Annotated in this window: 23 protein-coding genes; 12 read left to right on the plus strand and 11 right to left on the minus strand. The window is 44.0% G+C overall.

Annotated features, from left to right (window positions below; all coding sequences use genetic code 11):
- Positions 1 to 21: 21 nt before the first annotated feature.
- On the minus strand, positions 22 to 1,821 hold the full coding sequence (locus JKP82_RS15585; RefSeq protein WP_218397736.1) for a sensor histidine kinase: 1,800 nt from the start codon (positions 1,819 to 1,821) through the stop codon (positions 22 to 24).
- 84 nt (positions 1,822 to 1,905) lie between these two features.
- On the opposite strand from JKP82_RS15585, the gene JKP82_RS15590 reads away from it, so the two are divergent.
- Positions 1,906 to 2,325, plus strand: coding sequence for a BLUF domain-containing protein (locus JKP82_RS15590; RefSeq protein WP_159533069.1), 420 nt, complete (start codon positions 1,906 to 1,908; stop codon positions 2,323 to 2,325).
- Positions 2,326 to 2,429: 104 nt separating this feature from the next.
- Here the strand turns inward: JKP82_RS15590 and JKP82_RS15595 are convergent, their stop codons facing one another.
- The 7 genes from JKP82_RS15595 to JKP82_RS15625 all read right to left on the minus strand — a co-directional run bounded on the left by JKP82_RS15595 (position 2,430) and on the right by JKP82_RS15625 (position 11,252).
- Positions 2,430 to 3,137 (minus strand): HAD family hydrolase, encoded by a 708-nt coding sequence (locus JKP82_RS15595; RefSeq protein WP_159533071.1) that lies wholly within the window; start codon positions 3,135 to 3,137, stop codon positions 2,430 to 2,432.
- Between the two features lie 82 nt (positions 3,138 to 3,219).
- Complete coding sequence (locus JKP82_RS15600) at positions 3,220 to 4,251, minus strand: ABC transporter ATP-binding protein (RefSeq protein ID WP_159533073.1); 1,032 nt, start codon at positions 4,249 to 4,251, stop codon at positions 3,220 to 3,222.
- A gap of 10 nt (positions 4,252 to 4,261) precedes the next feature.
- The gene (locus JKP82_RS15605; protein ID WP_159533075.1) at positions 4,262 to 5,086 is read right to left on the minus strand and encodes a carbohydrate ABC transporter permease; all 825 of its coding nucleotides are present in this window, start codon (positions 5,084 to 5,086) and stop codon (positions 4,262 to 4,264) included.
- A gap of 3 nt (positions 5,087 to 5,089) precedes the next feature.
- A complete protein-coding gene (locus tag JKP82_RS15610) occupies positions 5,090 to 5,962 on the minus strand; it encodes a carbohydrate ABC transporter permease (protein WP_218397738.1) in 873 nt (290 codons plus the stop codon).
- Positions 5,963 to 6,030: 68 nt separating this feature from the next.
- Positions 6,031 to 7,338: an ABC transporter substrate-binding protein gene (locus JKP82_RS15615; protein ID WP_218397740.1), complete on the minus strand. Its 1,308-nt coding sequence runs from the start codon at positions 7,336 to 7,338 to the stop codon at positions 6,031 to 6,033.
- Between the two features lie 160 nt (positions 7,339 to 7,498).
- Positions 7,499 to 8,830 (minus strand): hypothetical protein, encoded by a 1,332-nt coding sequence (locus JKP82_RS15620; RefSeq protein WP_218397804.1) that lies wholly within the window; start codon positions 8,828 to 8,830, stop codon positions 7,499 to 7,501.
- A 676-nt stretch (positions 8,831 to 9,506) separates the two neighbouring features.
- Positions 9,507 to 11,252, minus strand: a complete 1,746-nt coding sequence (locus tag JKP82_RS15625; protein ID WP_159533081.1) for a diguanylate cyclase — start codon at positions 11,250 to 11,252, stop codon at positions 9,507 to 9,509.
- 518 nt (positions 11,253 to 11,770) lie between these two features.
- Between JKP82_RS15625 and JKP82_RS15630 the strand changes: the two genes are divergently transcribed.
- A complete protein-coding gene (locus JKP82_RS15630; protein ID WP_218397742.1) occupies positions 11,771 to 11,995 on the plus strand; it encodes a type 1 periplasmic-binding domain-containing protein in 225 nt (74 codons plus the stop codon).
- Positions 11,996 to 12,163: 168 nt separating this feature from the next.
- Here JKP82_RS15630 and pedF read toward each other — a convergent pair whose 3' ends face one another.
- The 3 genes from pedF to JKP82_RS15645 form a co-directional block, all read right to left on the minus strand.
- Positions 12,164 to 12,664 (minus strand): cytochrome c-550 PedF, encoded by a 501-nt coding sequence (pedF, locus tag JKP82_RS15635; RefSeq protein ID WP_232370683.1) that lies wholly within the window; start codon positions 12,662 to 12,664, stop codon positions 12,164 to 12,166.
- A gap of 164 nt (positions 12,665 to 12,828) precedes the next feature.
- Positions 12,829 to 14,616, minus strand: coding sequence for a PQQ-dependent methanol/ethanol family dehydrogenase (locus JKP82_RS15640; RefSeq protein ID WP_218397744.1), 1,788 nt, complete (start codon positions 14,614 to 14,616; stop codon positions 12,829 to 12,831).
- 175 nt (positions 14,617 to 14,791) lie between these two features.
- Entirely contained in the window at positions 14,792 to 15,685 is an 894-nt protein-coding gene (locus JKP82_RS15645; RefSeq protein ID WP_159533087.1) for a substrate-binding periplasmic protein, read from the minus strand.
- Between the two features lie 173 nt (positions 15,686 to 15,858).
- On the opposite strand from JKP82_RS15645, the gene JKP82_RS15650 reads away from it, so the two are divergent.
- The 10 genes from JKP82_RS15650 (at position 15,859) to pqqE (ending at position 24,802) form a co-directional block, all read left to right on the plus strand.
- Positions 15,859 to 17,136 carry a type 1 periplasmic-binding domain-containing protein gene (locus JKP82_RS15650; protein WP_309475342.1) on the plus strand — a complete coding sequence of 426 codons (1,278 nt, stop codon included), beginning with the start codon at positions 15,859 to 15,861 and terminating at the stop codon, positions 17,134 to 17,136.
- On the plus strand, positions 17,133 to 18,113 hold the full coding sequence (locus tag JKP82_RS15655; protein WP_218397746.1) for a PQQ-dependent catabolism-associated beta-propeller protein: 981 nt from the start codon (positions 17,133 to 17,135) through the stop codon (positions 18,111 to 18,113). Before JKP82_RS15650 ends, JKP82_RS15655 begins: the two co-directional genes overlap by 4 nt.
- Positions 18,104 to 18,823: an ATP-binding cassette domain-containing protein gene (locus JKP82_RS15660; protein ID WP_218397748.1), complete on the plus strand. Its 720-nt coding sequence runs from the start codon at positions 18,104 to 18,106 to the stop codon at positions 18,821 to 18,823. Before JKP82_RS15655 ends, JKP82_RS15660 begins: the two co-directional genes overlap by 10 nt.
- A 54-nt stretch (positions 18,824 to 18,877) precedes the next feature.
- Positions 18,878 to 19,771, plus strand: coding sequence for a lanthanide ABC transporter permease protein PedC (gene pedC, locus JKP82_RS15665; RefSeq protein WP_218397807.1), 894 nt, complete (start codon positions 18,878 to 18,880; stop codon positions 19,769 to 19,771).
- Positions 19,768 to 21,456 carry a leucyl aminopeptidase gene (locus JKP82_RS15670; RefSeq protein WP_159533093.1) on the plus strand — a complete coding sequence of 563 codons (1,689 nt, stop codon included), beginning with the start codon at positions 19,768 to 19,770 and terminating at the stop codon, positions 21,454 to 21,456. The genes pedC and JKP82_RS15670 overlap by 4 nt, the downstream gene beginning before the upstream one ends.
- Positions 21,457 to 21,551: 95 nt before the next feature.
- The gene (gene pqqA / locus JKP82_RS15675) at positions 21,552 to 21,623 is read left to right on the plus strand and encodes a pyrroloquinoline quinone precursor peptide PqqA (RefSeq protein ID WP_073324441.1); all 72 of its coding nucleotides are present in this window, start codon (positions 21,552 to 21,554) and stop codon (positions 21,621 to 21,623) included.
- 70 nt (positions 21,624 to 21,693) lie between these two features.
- Positions 21,694 to 22,614 carry a pyrroloquinoline quinone biosynthesis protein PqqB gene (pqqB, locus tag JKP82_RS15680; protein WP_218397750.1) on the plus strand — a complete coding sequence of 307 codons (921 nt, stop codon included), beginning with the start codon at positions 21,694 to 21,696 and terminating at the stop codon, positions 22,612 to 22,614.
- A gap of 1 nt (position 22,615) precedes the next feature.
- Positions 22,616 to 23,371 (plus strand): pyrroloquinoline-quinone synthase PqqC, encoded by a 756-nt coding sequence (gene pqqC, locus JKP82_RS15685; protein ID WP_218397752.1) that lies wholly within the window; start codon positions 22,616 to 22,618, stop codon positions 23,369 to 23,371.
- Positions 23,371 to 23,646 carry a pyrroloquinoline quinone biosynthesis peptide chaperone PqqD gene (gene pqqD / locus JKP82_RS15690; protein WP_159533099.1) on the plus strand — a complete coding sequence of 92 codons (276 nt, stop codon included), beginning with the start codon at positions 23,371 to 23,373 and terminating at the stop codon, positions 23,644 to 23,646. The genes pqqC and pqqD overlap by 1 nt, the downstream gene beginning before the upstream one ends.
- Positions 23,639 to 24,802: a pyrroloquinoline quinone biosynthesis protein PqqE gene (gene pqqE / locus JKP82_RS15695; RefSeq protein ID WP_159533101.1), complete on the plus strand. Its 1,164-nt coding sequence runs from the start codon at positions 23,639 to 23,641 to the stop codon at positions 24,800 to 24,802. The genes pqqD and pqqE overlap by 8 nt, the downstream gene beginning before the upstream one ends.
- Positions 24,803 to 24,812 lie beyond the last annotated feature (10 nt).

Consider the following 24,812-nt stretch of genomic DNA (forward strand, 5'->3'; position numbering starts at 1 on the left):
TAAACCTAGGAAGGCGTTAAGTTATTTATCTCCCACCTGCTTGGGTAACTTAAGCGTAAACGTGGTATCTAGGTCGCTCGATTCTTCCATAGGAGCAAGTGCTAACGTCCCTTGCATTTTCTTCGCTAAATTAGAGCAGACAGACAACCCCATTCCAGTTCCTTTGCCAACATCTTTAGTCGTGAAGAAAGGGTCAAAAATATGTTTTCGACTTTTTTCTGCTATTCCCCCCGCGTTATCCGAAACATTTATTAGCACAAACTCTGGTTTTTCCGCGACTGCGACCTTTATAATTTTCTGCTGAGTTTGCTTATCTGATGTAGCGTGAGCCTGAATCGCATTTTTAATCAAATTTGCAATTATCTGTTGTATGAAGCCTTTATGAGAAGTTATCTGAATATCACTATCAATCACTAGTTGAACCTCAACGTCTTCTTTCAATTCATATTTGAGCATTCGAACGGTTTCTCTGGTTACCTCACTGATGTTTAGCAACTGATTCTCAAGTGACTCTTTTCGAGAATAGCTCCCCAAATCACTAATGATATCCCTTACCCTCAGTAAGCCTTCTTTCGAATCATGAACAAGTGCTTTAATGTCTTCGGTCACAAAATCAATATCACTGGTTTGTTTAAAGCTTTGTATTGACTGGGTGATCTTCTGGTTTACTGGCTGCTCAATCTCGTTAATGGATTGAATGAGCTGTTCATGCAAATCCACCATGTGGATTAACGTTTCCACATAATGGTCGAGGGGGTCGAAGTTGCTAATAACAAACGCTAACGGGTTGTTTATTTCATGGGCAATCCCTGCTGCCATGTGCCCAACAGACGCCATCTTTTCTACATGAATTAAATGATCTTGGGTCGTTTTTAGCTCGGCCAAAGTTTCTTTTAAACGCTGATAATGCGTGGCCATTCGCGATTCTGCAAATCGCCTTTCTAATATTATTTTAAGCTGTAAAGAAGCATCACGCATAACGTTTAGCTTCGTGGTAGATACGCTATCTAGCGCTTCCTCGCTTATGAAACAGAGAATGGAAGCCAAGTTATTGTTGTAAACAATTAGCGGAAATACCAAATAGCTCACTACTGGGTTTGGCAACATGTCAATTAATGACCGCATAGGCGCAAGCTCTGGTGATAAGTTAACCACGGGGGCTTTACATTGCAGGGCTAGGTTGATGATGTATTGCTTTGTATCATGGTCTACTTCATCAAGTTGGCTCTGGCTAATTGAGGGCTGTGATGTGGGTACACAGGTAACTTTAGCGGGAGTAACCACTAAACCACTGTGCCCACCACAAAAATGCAGCAACGTTTCCGCATAGGATGCGATTAATGCCTGAATATTCTGTCGTTGATGGGAAAATCGATTCACCGAGGTGAGCATATTCACTTGCGCATCTTTCTCTATTAGATGCTTATTAGCAATGCTAATACGCTTAATAATGCGAGCAATTTTACGCTGTACAAACGCAGCGTCCTCCTTATTTAAGCGGATAACATCGTCCACATCGGCCCTATTCATTATTTGGCTCGGTGTGGTAGAAACGGCATCACTCGCGCAGATAACCAAGGTGCTACTATGCGATGCTAATGACGTTCGCACATAGTCTACTATTTCTATGCTGTCTGACTCACTTTGTGCATCATTAATATGGAAGAAGATTTTGTCTGGCGTATTGGAACGCAGTGCTTTTTTTAGTTTTTTGACTGATGAATAACAATGAGTGACAAGGCCTGCGGGTAAAAAATCAGCCAACTCAGATGGCGCGTTAGTGTATATCATTGCCATTTTAGGCAGATTAGAATTCACCATACAGTTGAAGATTTCATCCTTTTGCTCTATCTATTCTTAATAGACTTATAGTTTGTTTTTACCAAAAGGAGTATTAATAATTCTATGAAAAATATCGTGCGCTTAATCTATTTAAGTTCGGCAACCAGAGATATGTCGCTCTCAGATATGAAAGATATCTTAACTGTTGCCCGTAAAAACAATCAATCGCTTGGGATTTGCGGAATGCTTTGCTATGACAACCGCTATTTTGTGCAAGCTTTAGAAGGTGAGCGCGAAGCGGTTAATGAATTATTTTTCCATATTTCAGACGATGCTCGACACTCTGATGTCATTATCTCCAGCTACGAATATATCGATAAACCCACCTTTACAGAGTGGAATATGGGTTATGCTGGCAGTACGCCAATTTTTACTGAGTTACTCGCTCGATTATCGCAAACCGAGTTTGAACCAACCAAACTTCCACCAAAGCAGATATACGCTTTGTTAAGACACCTTTCAGCCCATCAGCAAACGGTTTAGTTTTAACGACATTTCGCATTTTTGAGCGGCTGTTCGATAACAAGGTTTATGGATTTACGTTAAGGTTTACGTCTTGCCTCTGACTCCATCCATTGAAGAACACTTTATACCTCAACGGTTGTTTTTAAACTGGGGTAAAGATTGAAAAACTCACACCAATGAGAAATCGACATGGTGTTGTCATTCTTATCTACGTTAGTTGGCGGTAAGCCTTTTAAGTGGCTTGCTCCGGTGTACTTAACGACCTGCATGTCAGCGGCCAATGCTCCTTGTATACCCGCTTCTGAGTCTTCAATAACCAAACAGTGCTTAGGCTTGACGCCCATCTTCGATGCGGCAAGTAAGAATATATCGGGGGCTGGCTTCCCATGTAACACTTCGGTACTTGTGGTAATACGCCCTTTAAAAAAAGAACGAAGCCCTGTTTTTTCTAGCGCAAACGCAACCCGCTCTGGGCTACTGCTAGTCGCAATGCAGCTTCTGACATTCAAGTGCGCGAGCACACGGTTAAGCTTGGGAGTAGTTTGTAACTCTTCAGCAAACACCTGTAACAACGCCGTTAAATAATTATCTCTGAACTCAGCTGGAAGTGAAATGGTGAAGTCGGTTAAAATCTGCTTTTGTGCAGATTCATAACTTTTACCTAAAAAATGCTCGTCAAAGTAAGCACTTGAAACCACTACACCTAAGTCGGCCAACATGGCAATGATTACCCGCTTGCATAGCACTTCGCTATCTACTAACACCCCATCACAGTCGAAAATAACGAGCTGAATGCCTGTACTGTCAAGGGAGATTTTACTGCTACCCATTTGATAATCCTTGTATATTTCGTCCTTAAAAACGTGCAGGCTACTCTTGAATGCAATAACCCGCACATCAACTAAAAACGAATTATGCTACACGCTCTTCGCCCCAAGAAAGTGAGGGAATAGTTACGCCACCTTTGTCAAAATGCATAATTTTACTTTCTGCAGCAGTTAAGTTAATCCTATCGCCATAGCTCACCGGACAATCACCGTCAGCTTTAACCGTGAGCGTACCAGCGCCTTCTACATGCACATGTAAAAAGGTTTCAGAGCCAAGGTGCTCTACTACGCCTACCTTGCCTGACCACAACCCTCGCTCTTGGGTAATTTTTAAGTGTTCTGGTCGCACGCCAATGGCATGTGTGTCGTCGCCAGCTTTAGGCATCACATCAATGAAATTCATTTTTGGCGAGCCAATAAACCCAGCTACAAAGCGGTTAACTGGCTTTTGATATAGCTCTAGCGGCGTGCCTACCTGCTCGATAATACCGCCATTAAATACCGCAATACGATCAGCCATAGTCATGGCTTCAACCTGATCGTGCGTAACGTAAATCATGGTGGTATCTAAACTTTTGTGAAGCTCTGAAATTTCCAAACGCATGTTAACCCGAAGCGAAGCATCGAGGTTAGATAAGGGCTCATCGAACAAAAATGCCGAAGGTTGGCGCACAATAGCACGGCCAATCGCCACACGCTGACGCTGCCCACCCGATAGCTGACCAGGCTTGCGATCAAGATAATCGGTTAGGTTCAGCATTTTTGCGGCTTTTTCAATTTTTTCGTCAATCACTGCAGGGGCAACTTTTGCGCGCTTAAGCGGAAACGCAATATTGCTGCGCACAGACATATGCGGGTACAACGCGTAAGACTGAAATACCATAGCCAAGCCACGTTTCGCTGGCGGCATATTCGTGGCATCTTCACCATCAATATCTATGTTGCCGCTAGTCGTATCTTCAAGCCCTGCAATCATACGAAGTAAGGTAGATTTACCGCAGCCCGATGGCCCAACAAATACAATGAACTCACCGTCGCGGATATGTAAATCTAGCGGCTTAATAACATTTACGTCGCCAAAGCTTTTTGTCACTTGTTTTAAAGTAATGCTTCCCATTGGAATACTCCTACTTAACCGCGCCGAAACTTAATCCGCGCACTAATTGTTTTTGACTGAACCAACCAAGAATGAGGATTGGCACCACAGCCATCACAGAGGCTGCTGATAATTTCGCGTAAAATAAGCCTTCTGGGCTTGAGTAACTGGCAATAAAGGCAGTTAGCGGGGCTGCATTCGCGGCGGTAAGAATGAGTGTCCAAAATGCTTCATTCCACGCCAAAATAACGTTGAGCAGCAAGGTTGACGCAATGCCGGGTAAGGCGATTGGTAGTAACACGTGAAAAATCTCTTCTTTAATGCCCGCGCCGTCCATTCGTGCCGCTTCAAGAATTTCATGAGGAATTTCTCTGAAATAGGTGTAAAGCATCCACACCATGATAGGTAAGTTAATGAGGGTCATTACAATTACCAAACCTAAGCGTGTATCTAGCAGACCGAAATCACGGAACAACAGATAGATAGGAATTAGCACCCCAACCGGTGGAAGCATTTTGGTTGATAACATCCACATCAATAGGTTTTTAGTTCGCTTAGTTTGCACAAAGGCCATCGACCATGCAGCCGGAATAGCAATCAGCAGTCCCAGCAAACTTGACCCTAATGAGATGATCACAGAGTTCATAAAGTGATCGAAATAAGGTGAGCGAGCTAACACATCTTTGTAGTTCTCTAGCGTCCACTCAAACATAAATAAGCTTGGCGTGGCTGAAATCGCTTCAGATTCCGTTTTAAAGCTGGTGATCATGGTCCAAAGAATAGGAAAGAAAATCATCCCACTGATGGTCCACGCTAAAATGGTGTAAATAACTTTTGATTTATTCGTGCTGTTCATTACCTAGCCCTCCAAATTCTTGCCGATAAGGCGCATTAAGAAGATGGCAACAATATTGGCAATAATGACTGCCACAATTCCACCTGCTGAACCGCCGCCCACATCAAACTGAAGTAGCGATTGGGTGTAAATTAAGTACGTAATATTGGTAGAGGAATAACCTGGGCCACCACTCGTAGTAACCAGAATTTCTGCAAAAATAGACAGCAAGAAAATGGTTTCAATAAGAATGACTGCGGTAACTGCCCGTGATAAATGCGGCAGCACAATGTAAATAAATTTACTGAACGGGCCGGCACCATCTAAATCCGCCGCTTCCAATTGCTCTCTATCTAACGATTGAATAGCGGTAAGTAAAATTAGCGCTGCAAACGGCAGCCACTGCCACGACACAATAATGATGATTGAAAGCAACGGGATTTGTGCAAAGAAATCGATAGGGGTTGCACCAAAAAACTCGGCAAGGTGAGCAAACAGCCCGTTTACCGGGTTCATAAACATGTTTTTCCACACCAATGCGGAAACCGTTGGCATAACAAAAAACGGTGCCAATACCATTATGCGGACATAGTTTCTGCCCCATATGGCTTGGTCGAGCAATATGGCTAAACCAATACCGCCGCAGATGGTAATAAACAGCACACCGCCGACTAGCAATAAGGTATTGAAAAATGACTCTATAAAAGCAGGATCGGTAAGAAAAAACTCGTAGTTCAAAAAGCCTATGTATTCATTATCGCCAGGCATGAGCAAGTTATAATCTAAAAACGAGAAATATAACGTCATGCAAAGCGGAACAATCATCCAAGCTAACAGCAAGGTGACCGAAGGAAACAGCATCATTTTGGCTAGGGTACGAGATTGGGTAGTCGCCATTGCTAAGCCCCTTACAAGTGAGAAAAGTGGGTAAGTGCACCTTGCACCTACCCGTAGTTAACGTTTTATTATTTTGGGTAACGCGCTTTGCGCATGGCTCTTTCAACTAGTCGCTGAGAGCTTTGAAGTGCTTGGTCTACCGTCATGCGGCCCGTTAGTGCTGCACTAAACTGCTGACCAACTGCTGTTCCTATGCCTTGAAACTCAGGAATAGCAACAAACTGGACACCCACATAGGGCACTGGCTCCACCGTTGGATTTTTTGGATCTGCAGAGTTGATAGAATCAAGGGTAATTTGCGCAAAAGGTGCCGAATTCATGTACTCAGGGTTTTCGTAAAGCGACGCTCGCGTACCTGGAGGTACATTCGCCCAGCCTTTCTTTTCACCCACTAATGCAGAGTATTCTTTTGAGGTAGCCCAGCTGATGAACTTCATCGCTGCATCGCTCTTCTTACTGCTAGAAGGAATAGCTAATGTCCATGCCCACAACCAATTTCCGCGTTTACCTAGGCCGTTATCCGGTGCTAGTGCGAAGCCAACTTTATCGGCAACTTCAGAATCTTTCTCGTTTGTCACAAAACCGCCTGCAACCGTTGCATCAATCCAAATACCGCATTTACCGGTTTGGAACAGCGCTAGGTTTTCATTAAAGCCGTTCGCTGATGAACCTGGAGGGCCGTATTTCTCCATTACATCAACATAGTATTCTAAGGTGTCTTTCCATGCTTTGGAGTCAAACTGAGGCTTCCAGTTTTCATCGAACCAGCGGGCGCCAAACGAGTTAGACATAGACGTTAGCAATGCAATATTTTCGCCCCAGCCCGCTTTACCACGAAGACAAATGCCATAAACACCTGCGTCTTTGTCGGTCATTGCTTCGGCTGCTTCACGGATAAATTTCCATGTAGGTGCTTTTGGCATTTCAAGACCGGCTTGGGCCATTAAGTCAGTGCGGTACATCACCATTGAGCTTTCGCCGTAAAACGGTGCTGCATAGAGTTTGTTATCTACTGACAGACCACTACGAATAGCAGGCAGTAAATCTTCTACGTCATAATCAGCACCAAGGCCATCAAGCTCTTCCAGCCAACCTTGGTTACCCCAGATAGGTACTTCATAAGTACCTATTGTCATGACATCGTATTGGCCGCCGCCAGTGGCTACGTCGGTAGTGACACGTTGGCGTAGAATGTTTTCTTCCAGCGTTACCCACTTTAAATCAATACCTGGGTTTTTCTTTTCAAAGTCGCTACTCAGTTCTTTCATGGCAATCATGTCGCCATTATTTACCGTTGCGATGGTAATAGTTTCAGCTTGCGCCGCCGTGGTTATCACCAATGCACTGGCAATCACTAAAGATAATTTTTTCAACATCGGGTAGTTCCCCTTTAGGTTTTGAAGGGTATGACTTCCTCCTCCCCTTCATTTTCGATGGGGATAAAAGTCATACTCGTTTCATTACTTAATGTTTTGGTTGGTTTGAAAGCGTCAACGTTTTAGATAAAACCGCTGACGCTGTTGAACGTTTATTAAATTAGAACTTCACTGAAATTTCAGACGTGATGCCGTCGAAGCCAGTGCCAATTTGACCGCCTGAGTTAACGCCTTCATCTTGATTAACGTATTCTACTTTCCACAACGTTCTGTCGTTAATCCAGTAACCTGCTGATACCTGTAAGCGGGTTACATCGTTATCAGTTTGTTCAATAAGGTCAGAGGTATTTTCTGACTCTGCGTAACGTGCAGCTACGTAAAGCTTCTCAGGAAGAATATATTGCTGGGCTTCTAGCGCCCAGTACTGCACCGATGAATCGCCTTCAATCACTTGGTTTGAATCAAAGGTTGTACCGGTTGGGTCTAACACGCCACCGGTACCAAAGTAAGTAATACCCGCCACCGCGTTACCATCGGAATCGGCAAAGGTGTAGTCGTCAGACGCTTTACCCAACATCACAATAACACTCGTTTGATCAGACGGTTGGTAAGCTAAGTTCAATTGCATAATTGACTGGTTCAAGCCTGGCAGTGCACCGACATGGGTGTCACGCTCACTAGATGCAGAGGCTGAAAAGTTATAGTTTTCGCCATCGCCGAAACGATAGTTAGTGGTCGTAACGCCATCAAGGCTTGCTACACCATCAGCGAATACAAGCTGGTCGCCCTGATTAGCTTGAAAAACGTTTAAGCCGGCTTTGAACCCCCCTTTAAACTCAAGGGTACCTTGCAACCGATAGTTGTAGCCTCGGTCTTCTTGGAACGCTTCGCCGAAGCTAGACGTAGTCATGTGACCCGCCACGTTGTATGAACGAAGAATGCCGCTGTCAAAGGTTTCGGTGTAGCTCAACTGAATACCGTTTTCAGCTGTGGCGTAGTCGTTAATTCCATTTCCAATTAACGCGTTACCTTGGTTGTCAGCGCCATCTTGGAATCCTTTGAACTGAAAAGGAGATGCGCCAATGTTACCTACACGCAAAATAAGGCTTGAATTCTCTTTTTGATAACCCGTAAGGCCAAACATATCAAACTCGATGCCAGCGAAATCTTGGTGGAACGAGAAGTCTCTGTCGCCATTATTACCAAAGTCATTAGGTTCTTCAGCAATATCAATATCAGCAGTGATGTTGTCGGTAATTTTAAACTTGAACATCAAGTTAACGCGCAAACGGCCAAAACCATCTGACTGAGTCTCATCCTCTGGGCGAAACGCGCCGTCTTTTGCTTGAATAGCCTGATAGTTCTGCATAGCGAGAAAATTAACTTGAACACGACCATCTAGAAACTCATTAGGTTCACTCGGCGGCACATACATAGGTTTTGCTTCGCTTAATTCCTGAGCCACTACAAGTGACGGCGCCATGGCAGCCATAATCGCTGATGCCAGTACGCTTAACCCTGCAATTTTAAAATTAGATCGAGAAGTCGCTTGTTGAAGCTGGTTATTTTCTAACATGGTGAACCCTCAAGTTTCTATGTTCGGTTTTATAAAGTGATTGGAATTTTCATCAGACTCGTGTCTGCGCATATTCTCTGTTCGCTATGAGCAAAAACCGTTGGGACAAATCAAATAGGTCATACGCTCAACATTGGGGCATATGACCATTTTTAAAATTTAACGTCAACAACTTTTTTAACAAATAGTTTTCATTTATATTTCAAATAAAAACAAACCATTTAAATTCAACTAGATAACAAAATAAAATCCAGATTACATTTACACTTAATGTAAACACTACCAATTAAGCTAAAATGAAAAACGACTGAATTTTGTTATTGAAAGTGCATATTTAGAAAGGAAAACAAAGAGCAAAAGATAACAATGATAGCAATAAACCAAATTAGTTCTTAAACTTTTGACCGTAATAGAGGATATTTTCGAAAGGTTTTTTTTAGGTGCATAATATTATGGTAGGACGAGGGTGAAGAACGACATCATGATTTAGACCATGAACGACACCATGCTATTTTGAAATTGAACTAGGTTTTGTAACGGGCTTTCCGGCAGGCGTTCTGTTTGGCTTCTGCCTAGGTGACAACTACTCGAATCAACGTAGAACAGCCGCAATAACTCTATTGCGCCCCGCATCTTTTGCTTTGTATAAGGCGTTATCTGCACGTCTGAATGCGTGAACGATATCGGTAGCGTTTTTACATATTGTCCAACCTATACAAGCGCCAATTTTTAAACCGCTAAGCTGCTGAAGGCTCAATGCATTAATTTGCGTGTGAATATCGGCTAGCGTATCGCTAAAACGCTGTTCACTTACGTTTTGTTGAATGATGGCAAACTCTTCACCACCAAATCTACCAGCGATACATTGCTCACTATTCAAAGGTCGCAGTATATTCGCTATTTCAATCAATACCGTATCACCTGCATCATGCCCAAAGGTGTCGTTTATATTTTTAAAATGATCTAGGTCTATCAGTGCCACAGCAATATGATGATTATCCGCCTCGGATGAAAAGCTGGCGTCTACGAATAAGTCGATGCTTCTTCGGTTTGGTAAGTTCGTTAACCCATCGTTAGCAGCCAGCTTTTTTAGCATCTCATTTGATGCGCGTAATGCTTTTGTCCGCTCTTGAATTAATGCTTCAAGTTTCGACGCCTGCTCGCTTTTTAATAATGCGTTGGCCTTCTCGGTATCTCGCTCTTTTTGAACAATCTTCACGAACAGCCGAGACGCTAATATCACCATGAACATGCACGTGATCAATACACCAACCATGAACGTGGTGATGGGTTCTAATTGAAGGTCAATACCGAAAAGGGCTATAAGCACGAGTGAAAAGGCACTTAATACTACAGGAAAAACTGTCACCGCCAGCCACTTGGCCCTGTCGGAACCATTTTTGTGTTCTTTGTAAATAACAAAGCTTGCGAAAATAACAAAGGGAAACAGTAAAATAACGGGTAAACGTAACGCTTCATCTAACCCTATGTAGTGCCATACCAGCAAGCCGAGAATAGGCAAGATTAACCCGCAAACGTTAGCAAACCTCAAGCCATACACAGTCCTATTCGGGCGCTTCAAACTAGAAAAAACGGTCCATCCTGCCGTTAATACCACGGCGTAAATACTCCCTGCATAAGTGATATCATTTAACTGGGGCGTGTTTGGCCATAAAATTTCAAACGCGTAACCAAATACCCTAAAAAACCAAAATGATGTGGCAAAGATAAAAGCGGCGAAACTCAAAAATGCCACCTTTCTAGTAATAGTAAAAACAACCAAACTAAGAATGGTTAGTATCGACATAGCCCCGAAAAATGTCATATCACGCTGCAGCGTGTCGACATACATTTTGTTCACCTTTTCGGGGGTGGCAACAAAAAAGTTATAGCGCAGTATTTTACCTTCCATATAACCATAGATTTGCATTTTATCTTGGGCGGGAAGAATGAACGGGAAATGGTAGTTAGGTACCAGCACTTCTCGGCTTGAAAATCGCAACGCGTCGCCGGTTATCCATGTGTTGGTGCCATCTGACACGTACAGATGCTCAATCGAAGGAAAAGTGATAGAAAACCAAAGGGGAACGGGCTGATTAAGTGCATTTTCAATGGTCACCCGAAAGTGCAAATATTGATGGGGTTCGCGGCTTATTTTACTCTCGTCATCTACCCATAATTCGTTTCCTACTAGGGTATCACCATCAGCAACTGCAAATTCTATCTGCCCAGCTAAATCGTACTCTAACGCCTTATCTTCAAATAAAGCAGTGCTATAGCAAGCTGTACTTTGCATGATAAAAAACAGTGCGAAAAGCATAGGCATAAGCCTAACCATGTAAGATCCTTATACAAACAACACACACTTTAAAATAATAATATAGGTGTGTTTAATACCTCAGGTACATCAATAATCATCACGTCCGTCATGAAATAAACCTATTTCTGCAACATTAAAAGTATATCACTAAAGGTTTGCTTTCAAACGCTGATTTCACATATCAAAATGCGTGGCCACAATGTTTTACACCTAGTTTGGTGTCTACTTCTAGTGAACTGTAGAAATACTTTTATGCGCTTCGGTGATCTCCCAGCTTTGCTTTCAAACCACCTAGGCTATATAACACCTGAGATGTTTCGGCCTCACTTCCTAAAGAAGTCGCATTTTTTAAAGCCGCTTGATATGCCGTTATTGCACCTTCGTAGTCACCTGAGCACCCAATGCTAGCCCAATATAGCTCGTTACAATACTCAAGCTTTTCTTATCATTTAAAGCATAGAAAATACGCTCTCCACGAAGGTAGTCATTTAAGGCCAATGGGTAGTCGGACAAATTGTAATAGGAATAACCTAGCTGTGTGTAAACATAATAAGCCGGTTGTTCAAATTGCCCCTATAAATGTCCACGTAGATACTTCGCTTAACTGTGATGAAGTATCAGCTAGTCGCACTGCAGTGAACCACCTCGTTTCTCTGGGGCATACCAAGATAGGTATTGTGAACGACTTAGTTGGCCATGCTGCTGGTGAATGGCGTTATCAGGGCTATTGTGAGGCAACCCATTCGCGAACTGGGTTTTAGAGCCGCAAAAAAACTTATTGAAGAGCAAGTACTTAAACGCCATGAACCACAACAATACACTTTAGATTGTGAGCTTATTATCCGAAGTTCATGTGGTCCATTGCTGTAATTTAACCGCACAAAAAAGCCGGGCGATTTCTCGACCCGGCCGACAAAACGGGAATGTATTTAATCTACTTCAATCTCGCCTTCTTCAATTGCTACTATTCTTCGTGCTTCTACATAGGTTTTAATAGCCCATAATGTCTCTTGATCTAAAATAGGCTCTGATTGTCCCTCGGGTATACCCCCTAATGCAGGCATGCCTTTTGATGAACCAAAACGAAGTCGCTCAACGTACCATTCATCGTCTTCCATACTTTCTGGATCGAGCAAACGCAAATCGGGGTTTATGCCACCTGACTGCGCATGCAAGCCATGACATACGGCGCAGTTATTAGAATAGGCTGACTCACCAAATTCATACACTTTTTTGTGTGTCTCTTGGTCTAAATTACGATAAGGGTTTTCAAACACCCAGCCATCTTCAGACTCATCACCATCGGTAATTTTTTGCATTTCAGAGCTGTCAGCGCCTTGTGGCGTCACGTTGCCATGTGCAGCTAACTTGTGGGCCGTTAGGGCCAGAAAAAGCGTTGTAATTAAAAGGGATACTTTAACTTTCATCATTCATACATCCTCGGAAGCTGATGAAAAAATTATACTTAATGTGATAATTGCGGTAACTCTACTTTGGTTTTGAAAGGCTCCTCCTTTGGGAGGATAAAGAGGAAATCAAACATAAAAAAGCCGATACCTTTAACAGTATCGGCTTCAATTGTACTTATAGGTGGTTAGTTTTTAGCTACTTGCTCGTAGCGTTTAGGTAACTTAAATGTCCATACCGTGCCACCTTGGTTAAGGTGTTTAACCCGCTTAGCTACTTCACCGCCCCATAAAGGTACTGCGCCGCCCCAGCCAGATAGCACAGACACATATTGCTCGCCTTCCATCTCCCAAGTTACAGGTGAACCTACAATGCCTGAGCCTGTTTGGAACTTATAAACCATCTCTCCGGTTTTATCGTCAAAGGCCATTAAGTAGCCCTCTGGATTCCCTGTCCAGACCAACCCGCCGCCAGTGGTCATCACCCCACCCCACAGCGGCGCAAAGTTATTATAACGCCACACTTCTTCACCAGTTTTAGGGTCTATGGCGCGAAGTACACCAATATAGTCTTCATTGACGGATTTGATGGTAAACCCAGCACCTAGGTAAGCTGCGCCCTTTTTATACGAGGTGGTTTCGTTCCAAATATCCATTTCCCATTCATTGGAAGGTACGTAAAACAAACCTGTATCAGGTGAATACGCCATTGGCATCCAGTTTTTTCCACCTAAGAAAGCAGGACGAGCTACAACCTGTGCACCTTTCTTACCGTCGTCCGACAATGATGGGTTACCTGGGCGAACATCTTCAATATATAGCGGTCGTCCATTTTCATCTAAGCCATTGGCCCACGTTAATTTATCTACAAATGGAAAGCCTCGGATGAAATCTCCATCCTCACGGTTCAATACATAAAAGAAACCATTTCTATCGGCTGTTGCAGCGGCTTTCACTGTTTTGCCAGACTCTTCATAGTCAAAGGATATAAGCTCGTTTACACCATCAAAGTCCCATCCATCGTGAGGCGTGGTTTGAAAGTGCCATACAATTTTGCCGGTTTTAGGGTCAATTGCTAAACGAGATGAAGAGAAGTAGTTATCGCCGGGGCGAAGGTGTGAGTTCCACGGTGATGGGTTACCTGTACCAAAAAATAACAGTCCTGTATCAGCATCATAAGTGCCGCCTAGCCAAGTTGCAGCGCCGCCAGTTTTCCATAAATCTGCAGGCCAAGTTTTACCCGCCTCGCCGCCAGAAATACCATTCTCGGTTTTTTTGCCGTCTTTCCACATATACCCCATGTGGCCTTCAACGGTAGGTCTAACCCACACTTGCTTGCCAGTTTTGGCGTCAAAGGCATATACCTTGCCCACAACACCAAACTCGCCGCCCGAATTCCCTGTGATCACCATGCCATCAATAATAATAGGCGCGGCAGTAATAGAATATCCGGCCTTGTAATCTTCTACCTTTTTCTTCCACACGGTTTTGCCCGTGTCTTTATCAAGTGCGACTAATTTGGCATCCAAAGTACCGAATATAACCAGGTTGTCGTAAAGGGCAACGCCACGATTAATTACATCACAACAAGGCATAATGCCATCGGGCAAACGGGCTTCGTACTGCCACAACTCTTCACCAGTCATAGCATTAATGGCCCAAACTCGAGAGTAAGAGCCCGTGACATACATAACGCCATCTTTCACCATAGGCTGAGACTCTTGGCCCCGCTGCTTTTCGCCGCCAAGTGAAAATGCCCAAACTGGGCGAATTTCTTCGATAGTGTCTTTGTTAATTGCAGATAGTGGGCTGTATCGCTGGGCGCGCAACCCCATGCCATACGATACGATATCGTCAGTAGTGGCTTGGTCGTTTTGTATATCTTTGTCGGTCACGTTAGCTTGAACGGGGGAGATTGCCCCCGCACAAACCAATAAAGCTAAGGCAATTCTTTTTAATGGTAGTGGTTTATTCATAACGTTTCCTAATTGCGTATTGGCCATGAATGGATCTGACTTGCAGACTATTCGATAGAATTAGAATAGCGGTGCCCGATGGGCGTGCCTATGGAACGGCTGAGTGAATTGTCCCCTCCTTTAGGAGGAGGAATTAATAGGAAGCATGCCCAAAGCACTTGAGCAATTTGAGGAACTAGAGCTCGATTGCATAGTAAGCAGGCATTTCATAGGTGGCATGATACTGACTGAAAATCTGCGCCATTTTTTCGGTCTGTACCATCTCGGTAATTACATCACCAACTTCATACGCGAGGGTTCGGTAGTCGTTATGTACCGCAATACCTAAATCCCACTTCTGCTTCCCTATCAAGGGGAACGCATTACTAGCAAGCTTAAATTTCGCGTTATCAACAAATTGAGACAAATAACTGATTTGTGTTCGAAGCCCCATTACCGCATCAACATCACCTTTTTTCATGGCATCAATGGCGAGCTCATTACTGACATATTGCGTTGTGTTATCTCGTAACCTTCCGCCAAAGGCCGAGGTGAGGTAAAAATGAGGAATACTGTCAATTTCAGCGCCAATCTTATGGTATTGAAACACCGCCATGGTCTCTACCTCTGGCAATTGTTCTGTGTTGTGAATTATCTGCCAACTTTCTTGTTGATACGGTGCGAACATGTGAACTAACTCATTCGCTAGCAGGCCAATATCGTCCCGTTTTTGGGAAAAAGAACGGTCGTAGGGAGCACGCATCATTAAGTCAGCTTTTACTTTGTGAATAATGTGCCCTTTCCATAAAAAATTACGAAAATCATCTTCCGTCGTTTCTCCCGGGGTCATCCAAGTTAACACTAGTTCAACATTGAATTTAGCAGCAATTTCTTTAGCTATATCAACATCTATTCCTTTCGCTGAACCCGCTTCCATGTACGAGTAAGGTGGATAATCAATATAAACCGCGATATTAATCTTCTTACTTTCGATAATGTCATCAAAAGACCGAGCAAAAACACTGGCACTTAATACACTCAAGCTTAAAAGTATGAAGGGAATAAAATAAAAGGTCCGCAAACAAGTCACTACGAGAAACTCTCTTGACGCTAAGTACTTTCAATACTAATGCGCAGACAGGCATTCACTAATGCTACTTTAGCGCCATAGCATTCCTCCTTTAGGAGGATGTTATTCGGGAATAATGCCATATACCCTTTTTGTATCGCGACTGACAAAAGGCACACTTTCAAAAAAGAAGTGTGAATAGAAGTGTGAGAAAAGCCCTTCGCTGGTTCATGGAAAAAGTAAAAGTATGGATAGGAGTATCAATCCTATTGATAAGCGTATCGGCCTTGCATGCCAATGTTCATGCCCAATCTGGGAGTCAGTCTGAAAGTAAATATGGAGGGCAAGCTGAAACCCAACCTAGCGCTACGAACATTGTTTATATTAAGGTGGAACGCCCTACCCCCGCAGGGACGCCTTCGTATTTAATCCGCCCTAATGACGAAGGAATTGCGGGTGCCGAAATTGGCATTGAAGATGCCAATATTACGGGAAAATTTTTGGGCTATTCGCTATCGCTTGCCCACCAAGGCGCTTTTGACTCAGCGGCTACCGATGTGATTGCCAATACCTCTGTGGTGCTTATCGATAGCCCAGACGCTCAATATGAACAAGCCGTTCGTTCGGTGGTGTCTATTAACCCCAGCGCATTAGTGGTGAATGTAGCCAGTGGCAAGGATGCATTTCGCCAACAGCACTGCGAACTTAACGTACTACACACCTACCCTAGCTACCAAATGAAAACCGATGCGCTGGGTCAATGGCTTAGAACTAAGCGTTTGAGCTCGGTATTAACCTTGCGCGGCACCCATGAAAGTGATCAGGCTTACTTAAACGCGTTTTTACGTACCGCGAAGAAGTTTAAGTTAAATATTGTTGAAGAGAAAATATGGCAGGCAAGTTTTGACTTACGACGCTCTGCATTTTCTGAAATTCCCCTTTTTACTCGAACTAAGAAACCTTACGACGCTATTTTTTCTGCCGACACCCAAGGTCAGTATGCCTACAGCTTACCCTTTAATACCCACCTTATTGTGCCCATTATGGGGTCGGCAGGTTTGAAACCATTAGGGTGGCATTTTACTCATGAGCAATGGGGCGCAAGGCAGCTGCAAAATCGTTTTAAGGAAAAGTTTTCGCGCAATATGAATGACGTAGACTTTGCTGCTTATGCAGCCATTATCGCCATATCGACCGCATTGCAGCGAAGTGAAAACAATGATTCTGATACCCTTGAGCCTGTTACAGGTACAAAATTATTTAACGCATTAGTAGATGACCAACTCAGTATTGCAGCGTACAAGGGTAGGCAACTCACCTTTAGAATAGGCACCCGCCAACTTCGCCAGCCCATCGCGTTAGCACACGAAGAAGCGCTAGTGATCCACGCCCCCCTGCCTGGCTTTTTACACCAACGCGATGAACTAGACACCCTAGGTGATGCCACCACTACTTGTAAGGACGCCCTATGAGAACGCAATTTGTAGTTACTAGTATTTGGTTACTCGGTTTATGGGCCACTAGTCTGAGTGTAAGTGCTATGCCACAGGCATATGTGACGAATGAAAAAGACAATACGCTTTCAATTATTGATATGAATACATTTGAAGTCACCGATACGCTAGACATTGGTGAGCGTCCAAGGGGCTTTATATTAAGCGCTGACCAAGCCCATGCTTACATTTGCGCATCAGACTCTGATCGCATTCAAATTATCGATTTAGACACCCATACTATTGTTGGCGACTTGCCGTCAGGTGAGGATCCTGAAACCATAGCCCTTCACCCCAATGGCACTACCATTTACACCGCCAATGAAGATGATGCCCTGCTCACCGTTATTGATATTCCCACCAGCCAAGTAATTGCACAAATAGATGTTGGGGTTGAACCTGAAGGGTTAGCGGTAAGCCATGACGGCCGCATGATGGTTGTTACTTCAGAAACAACAAACATGGTGCACTGGATAGACACCAACACCCACGAGAACATTGCCAATAGCTTAGTAGACGCCCGCCCGCGAGACGCACACTTTACTGCTGACGATAAGTACCTTTGGGTAAGTTCTGAAATTGGCGGCACAGTCACTCTATTTGATACTCAAACTAAACAAAAAGTACATACCTTGTCTTTTGCAGTTAAAGGCGTGTACCGCGACAAAATACAACCCGTTGGTATATTGCTGATGAAAAACTCCCCTTACGCGTTTGTCGCCCTAGGCCCCGCAAATCGTGTTGCTGTGGTAAACACTAATACGTTTGAAGTAGAGAAATACATAGTCGTAGGTAGGCGCGTGTGGCAATTAGCGTTTAACCAAGACCAGTCATTACTACTCACAACAAACGGGGTAAGCGGCGACGTGTCGGTTATTAATACTGAAACTCTCGATGTTGAAAAAACGATTAAGGTCGGTCGTTACCCATGGGGAATTGCCGTTAAATGGAAATAGATATCCAAGGGATTACTCACGCTTACGGCAAAGTAACAGCCCTTGATGAAATTTCACTGACCCTTAAACCGGGCTTTAATATTTTACTTGGTCCTAATGGTGCAGGTAAAAGTAGCCTATTTGGGTTGCTCACAGGGTTACAACGAATTGGCCAAGGAAATATTTTATTTAATGGCAAGCCGATAACAAAAAACCGCGCTTCGATTATGAAAAATCTCGGCGTGGTGTTTCAGCAAAGCACGCTAGATATCGACCTTACCGTAAAGCAAAACTTAGCCTATTTTGCCTCGCTTCACGGCCTCGCCCCAGACAAGTCAATTTCACGCATTAATAACTTATTAACTGAACTTGACCTGAGTGACCGCCTAGATACCAAGATACGCCATTTAAATGGTGGCCATAGACGCCGTGTTGAGTTAGCAAGATGCCTTATTCACCAACCTAGCGCCTTATTACTTGATGAACCCACTGTAGGGTTAGATATTGCCTCTCGGCAGTTAATTCATTCGGTGGTTCATGACTTAGCGCTAAAACAGGGAGTGACTGTGCTGTGGGCTACTCACCTATTTGAAGAGGTATCGCCCACTGATCCCCTCGCCATATTACTAAATGGACGACTAGTAGAAAGAGATATTTGTTCGGCATTGCTTGATAAACATCAGGTCTTAGATATTCATCAGCTATGGGAGGCACTTACTCATGCAAACTAATACCCATACCCTCTATAAGTGCAAGCAAATTACACAGACTAAGGTTCAGGCATGATGTACTGGCGCTGTTTTATGGGTGTATTAACCCGAGAAATGTTGAAATTTTGGCAACAGCGCTCGCGATTGTTGAGTGCTTTAGTTCGCCCGCTATTGTGGCTGTTCGTATTTGCAGCGGGGTTTCGTTCGGCGCTAGGGCTTTCTATGATCCCGCCATACGAGACTTACATTCTGTATGAGGAATACATTGTGCCGGGGTTAGCCGCCATGATTGTATTGTTTAACAGTATGCAAAGTTCGCTGTCTATGGTTTACGACCGAGAAATGGGTAGCATGAAGGTACTACTAATGAGCCCAGTACCCCGTTCATTTTTGCTATGTAGTAAATTGGTGGCTAACACGCTGGTATCAGCAATACAGGTTTATTTATTCTTTTGCTTTGCGTTACTTGTTGACGTGAAATTACCCTTAATAGGTTATGTCTACGCGCTTCCAATCATTGCATTACTGTCTATTTTTCTTGGCTCGCTGGGCTTATTGCTGGCGAATTCCATTAAGCAATTAGAGAACTTTGCTGGTGTGATGAACTTCGTTATCTTTCCAATGTTTTTCCTTTCAAGTGCGCTTTATCCATTGTGGAAAATGCAAGAAGCAAGCGAATGGCTGTATCAAGTGTGCGCCTTTAATCCGTTTACCAGTGGCGTTGAGCTACTGCGCTTTGGGTTGTATGAAAAGCTTGCAGCAAATGAGCTAATGATTGTACTTGTGCTCACTCTTATTACCTTTACCTTCGCCGTAAGAAGCTTTAGGCCAAAACCTGCTGCTAGCTTTTCAATTAACAGCGCTGGAAACAAGGGAGCTGGAAATAAGGAGACTGGAATTAAAGGGATTGGAAATAAGAGCTATGGGAAAAAACAGCGCCTAAAAGCAAACCAACAAGGGCGCCCATGACAAACGTAACATTAGCACCTCACAGCAACTTACACGAAGTAGTCGCCGATTGCGTAATATGGCTTTGCTCACCCACTGATATACACCCCACAATTCAAAAAATGCCACATAGTACTCAAGCATTCATTCAGCAGATATTCAACGATGAAGAATTTGTAGGCTCGCAAGGCCAAAAGGTGTTACTTCACCGGCCTATAGAGACGGCGGCAAAACAATGGCTTATATGGGGAGTGGGTAATTTAGAAGAGAATATCAACCTCAGCTTTGATCATCCTTCGGCTTGTCACGGCACACGTAAGCTATTTGTTGATATGTTTAAGTACGCCCTTTCGTTAAAGGCGGCAACGATCACTTTGGTACTGCCTTGTAAAACGACTTACAGTACTATCAACCACACTACTTCCCACACTATGCAAAGCGCAAGTAGGCAGAGAAAGCTAGATATAACACTTGTTAGCCAATTATTGCGGGCATTTCATTTTTGTTGCTACCAGTTTACAGGATATAAATCCTCCCCTCACTTGTCATCTAACGAGATGCCTAGCTTAAGCATACAAGTACCATCAACAGACGTGGCATCTAAAGTGGCTCTAGATGAGGCATCATATGTCGGTTCTGAGCTAGCTTCCGGTGCTCCCTCAAACGCACTACTAGCCTGCATTAATTATGAGACAGCGCTGGCAAAAGGTATGAGGTTAGCGCGAGATTTATCTCACATGCCAGCGAATTTATGTACCCCCGCTTATTTGGCCGACCAAGCGACAATACTCGCGGATACGTATCCTACAATTACTACCGAGATTATCGACCAAGATACATTGGAAGCACTAGGCATGAATGCGTATTTAGCGGTTAATCGCGCATCAGCATTCCCTGCTTCTATGCCGGTAATTCATTATTCAGGTAATGTTCTCACAAATGAAGGTGGCGATGGTGGCAACGACAATGGGAAAAACGCCAAGCCTATAGTCTTAATAGGTAAAGGAGTTACATTTGATTCCGGTGGCATTACCCTAAAACGAGGTAATGATATGCACCACATGATTTACGACATGGCGGGGGCAGCTTGCGTACTCGGTGTGATTAAAACCGCAGCCGAACTAGACTTGAATATTAATATTATTGGAATATTGGCTACCGCTGAAAACAGTATTGGCGGTAATGCATACCGGCCCGGCGATATCATCACTACTCATTCCAAACAAACCGTTGAAGTTATAAGCACTGATGCAGAGGGGCGAATGCTAATGTGTGATGCGTTAAGTTACAGTGAGCGTTTCGCCCCCCACTCTGTCATAGATATAGCAACCCTAACCGGTGCTGCTATAACGGCGTTAGGCCACAAGTGCAGCGGCGTAATGAGTAATTCCCGCTCGCTAGAACAAGCGCTGATTAAGGCTGGTGAACACGCCCAAGATCCAATTTGGCCATTCCCATTATGGCCTGAATATCAAGACGCTATAGCCTCTTCTCATGCCGATATGACAAACGCAGGGAAAAACTCGCCAGGTATGATTACCGCAGGCTGCTTTTTGTCTCGCTTCGCTAAGCGTTTTCCTTGGGCTCATATGGACGTGGCTGGTACCGCATTTAAATATGGTACTGCTAATTCGGCTACCGGCCGCCCTATTCCTTTGCTGCTGGCCTATTTGCAACGGCTAGCCACTGCCCAAACATCATCATGATTCATGGTAATTCTCCTCCTTTAGAAGGATATCTGTTAACAGATAATCAACATATACTCATATTGAACTCACCCAAAAAGACAGAGGAAATGACGATGTGGACTAAACCTCAATACACTGAAATGCGCCTAGGTTTTGAAGTAACGCTATATATCAGCAACCGTTAGACCTAAGCCATCGTGATAAGTAATCAAAAGGCTGCTATTGCAGCCTTTTTCAAATACCCAAGGAGTAGTTATGCAGGTATTGATTCTTGGCGCAGGCGCAGGCGGCGGGTTCCCTCAATGGAATTGTCATTGCGAAAATTGCAAAGGCGCACGTCAGCACACCATTAAAACAACCCCCCGCACCCAATCGAGCATTGCGGTAAGTGTCGACGGGAGTAAATGGGTATTAATCAATGCCTCTCCCGATTTACGGGAACAAATAAATAGCCATCCTCAGCTTTGGCCTGAAGAGCACGTTGCCCGAGGCACACGTATTTCATCTATAGTGCTTACCGACAGCCAAATAGACCATACCACCGGCTTGCTTACGCTAAGAGAAGGGTTACCGCTTCCTGTGTACTGTACCGATGTGGTAAACGAAGATTTAACCACCAGCTTTCCTTTGTTTACTGTACTGAAACACTGGCACGGCGGCCTTCAGCAACGCTCAATTAGCACCGACTTTACCGATACCTTTGTGCCTGAAGGCGCAGAGGGGCTTATATTCCAACCTGTAGTGCTAGAGTCAAACGCGCCCCCCTATTCTACTTATCGCGACAACATTGTTCCGGGCAATAATATTGGCCTTAAAATTACCGATACTCAAACAGGGCACGTTCTTTTTTATGCGCCAGGGTGTATGCAAGCCAACGACACCGTGAAGCAGGTTATGGCCGACGCAGAGTGCGTGCTTTTCGATGGCACCTTATGGGTGAACGAAGAAATGATTGATCATGGCTTTAGTCAAAAGTTAGGTACCCAAATGGGGCATATGCCAGTGAACGGTGAAAATGGTGCTATCGCACTGCTCAATCGCTTTGACGTTAAGCGCAAGGTGCTGATCCATATTAACAACACTAACCCCGTGCTTAATGAAGATTCATCAGCTTTCCATGCATTACAAGAGCAGAACATTGAGCTGGCTTACGATGGCATGCAAATAGAGGTGTAACATGTTGAAACCTGCATGGACAAAAGAAGAATTCGAACAGCAATTACGCGCAAAAGGTGCGTATTACCATATCCATCATCCCTTCCATAAACGTATGAATGCAGGCCATTGCAGTAAAGAAGAAATACAAGGCTGGGTGGCAAACAGGCTGTATTATCAAATGGCTATTCCAGTTAAAGATGCCGCCATATTAGCAAACTGTGAAGACCAAGAAATAAGACGCACCTGGATTCAGAGGCTTATCGACCATGATGGCCGGGAAGGTGATACCAGTTTAGGCGGTATTGAAGCATGGCTTCGTCTAGGGGAAGCGGTAGGGCTTAACCGCGATGAATTACTTAATGAATCTCACATATTGCCCGGCGTAAAATTCGCGGTAAATGCCTATGTGAATTTTGCACGCCGCGCATCGTGGCAAGAAGCCGCTTGTTCATCACTTACCGAAATGTTTGCGCCTGAAATACACCAAAGCCGTCTTGATACCTGGCCCACTCACTACACGTGGATAAACCAAGAAGGGTTTACCTATTTTCAAATGCGTTTAGGGCAAGCAAGGCGCGATGTAGAACACGGCCTTCAAATAACGCTCGACCACTTTGTTACCCGCAATCAACAAGAGCGTGCTTTGAACATTCTTCAATTTAAAATAGATATTCTGTGGAGCATTGCCGATGCTATTTGTTTCGCTTATGAATATGGTAGAAAGCCTTTTGATGGCATTGCAGATCAACAGATTTGCCATACGGGGAGATTCTAATGACAAACAAATCTAACACGCCGTCTATGAACCCTTTGTTTCGCTTACAATATGAAAAAGTACAAGATGGATATGTGCTTCTATTTCCTGAAGGTATGATTAAACTAAACCCTTCGGCGTCTGAAATTTTAACCCTTGTTGATGGTGTGCGCTCTACAGAAGACATTGCAGTAGCGCTTAGAAAGGCCTTCCCCGATGCACCTGAGGATTTAGAAGAAGACGTAACCGTATTTTTGCAACACGCTGAAGAAAAAAAGTGGGTGGTGTATGACTAACCACGCATCGCACGCTACCAAGGCTTCACAACCTACCAAAGCCACTACTCCACCTTTATGGCTACTCGCTGAGCTAACCTATCAATGTCCACTTCACTGCCCCTATTGTTCTAACCCCGTGAATATGGAAGAAACCTTTAACGAGCTCACTACGTCTCAGTGGAAGAGGGTGTTTAAGGAAGCCAGAGAAATGGGTGCAGTTCAGTTAGGTTTTTCCGGTGGAGAACCCTTGTTGCGCAAAGATTTAGAAGAGTTAGTCGCCTATGCCCGCGAGCTTGGCTTTTACACCAACTTGATCACCTCCGGCATTGGCATGACGGAAAAGCGCATTGCCAGATTAAAAGATGCGGGGCTTGATCATATTCAGCTTAGCTTTCAATCAGCCAATGCTGAAGTTAACGACCTTATTGGCAATAAGCGCCACTCGTTCAAACAAAAACTGAATATTGCCAAGTTAGTTAAAGCCTACAACTACCCTATGGTGCTGAATTTCTGTATTACCGCCCAAAACATTCATGAAATTGAAGAAGTCATGGCTCTTAGCACTGAACTTAAGGCCGATTTTGTAGAACTCGCGACGGTTCAATATTATGGTTGGGCGTATGAAAACCGTGAGCACTTACTACCTACACAAAGCCAGCTAGAAGAAGCTGAGCAGGCCATTAACCGGTATAGAGACCAGCAATGTGGCGGCCCTAAATTTATGTTTGTCACACCCGATTACTACGAGAATAGGCCAAAGGCGTGTATGAATGGATGGGGAACTACTTTTTTAACGGTAACCCCAGATGGCAGTGCGCTTCCTTGTCACAGTGCCAAAATCCTTCCTCTCACCTTTCCTAACGTGAAAGGCTCATCGGTACAGCATATCTGGGAACATGATTTTAGTTTTAATCACTTTAGAGGCGATGACTGGATGCCTTCGCCATGCAAGACCTGTGATGAAAAAGACAAGGATTTTGGCGGTTGTCGTTGCCAAGCCTTTTTGCTGACCGGGGATATGCACAAAACCGATCCGGTTTGCGATAAGTCACCCGATCACCATTTGATGAAAACTATTACCGATAATGCCGGGCAACCGGCAAGCTCTACTTTAAAATTTCGCACAGTGAAAAATGCTATCCCTGTAAAGATGATACAAGACGTGACCGCTTAAGCGCTTTGTG

The sequence above is a fragment of the Alteromonas lipotrueae genome (assembly GCF_019249215.1).
GTDB classification, from domain to species: Bacteria; Pseudomonadota; Gammaproteobacteria; order Enterobacterales; family Alteromonadaceae; genus Alteromonas; species Alteromonas lipotrueae.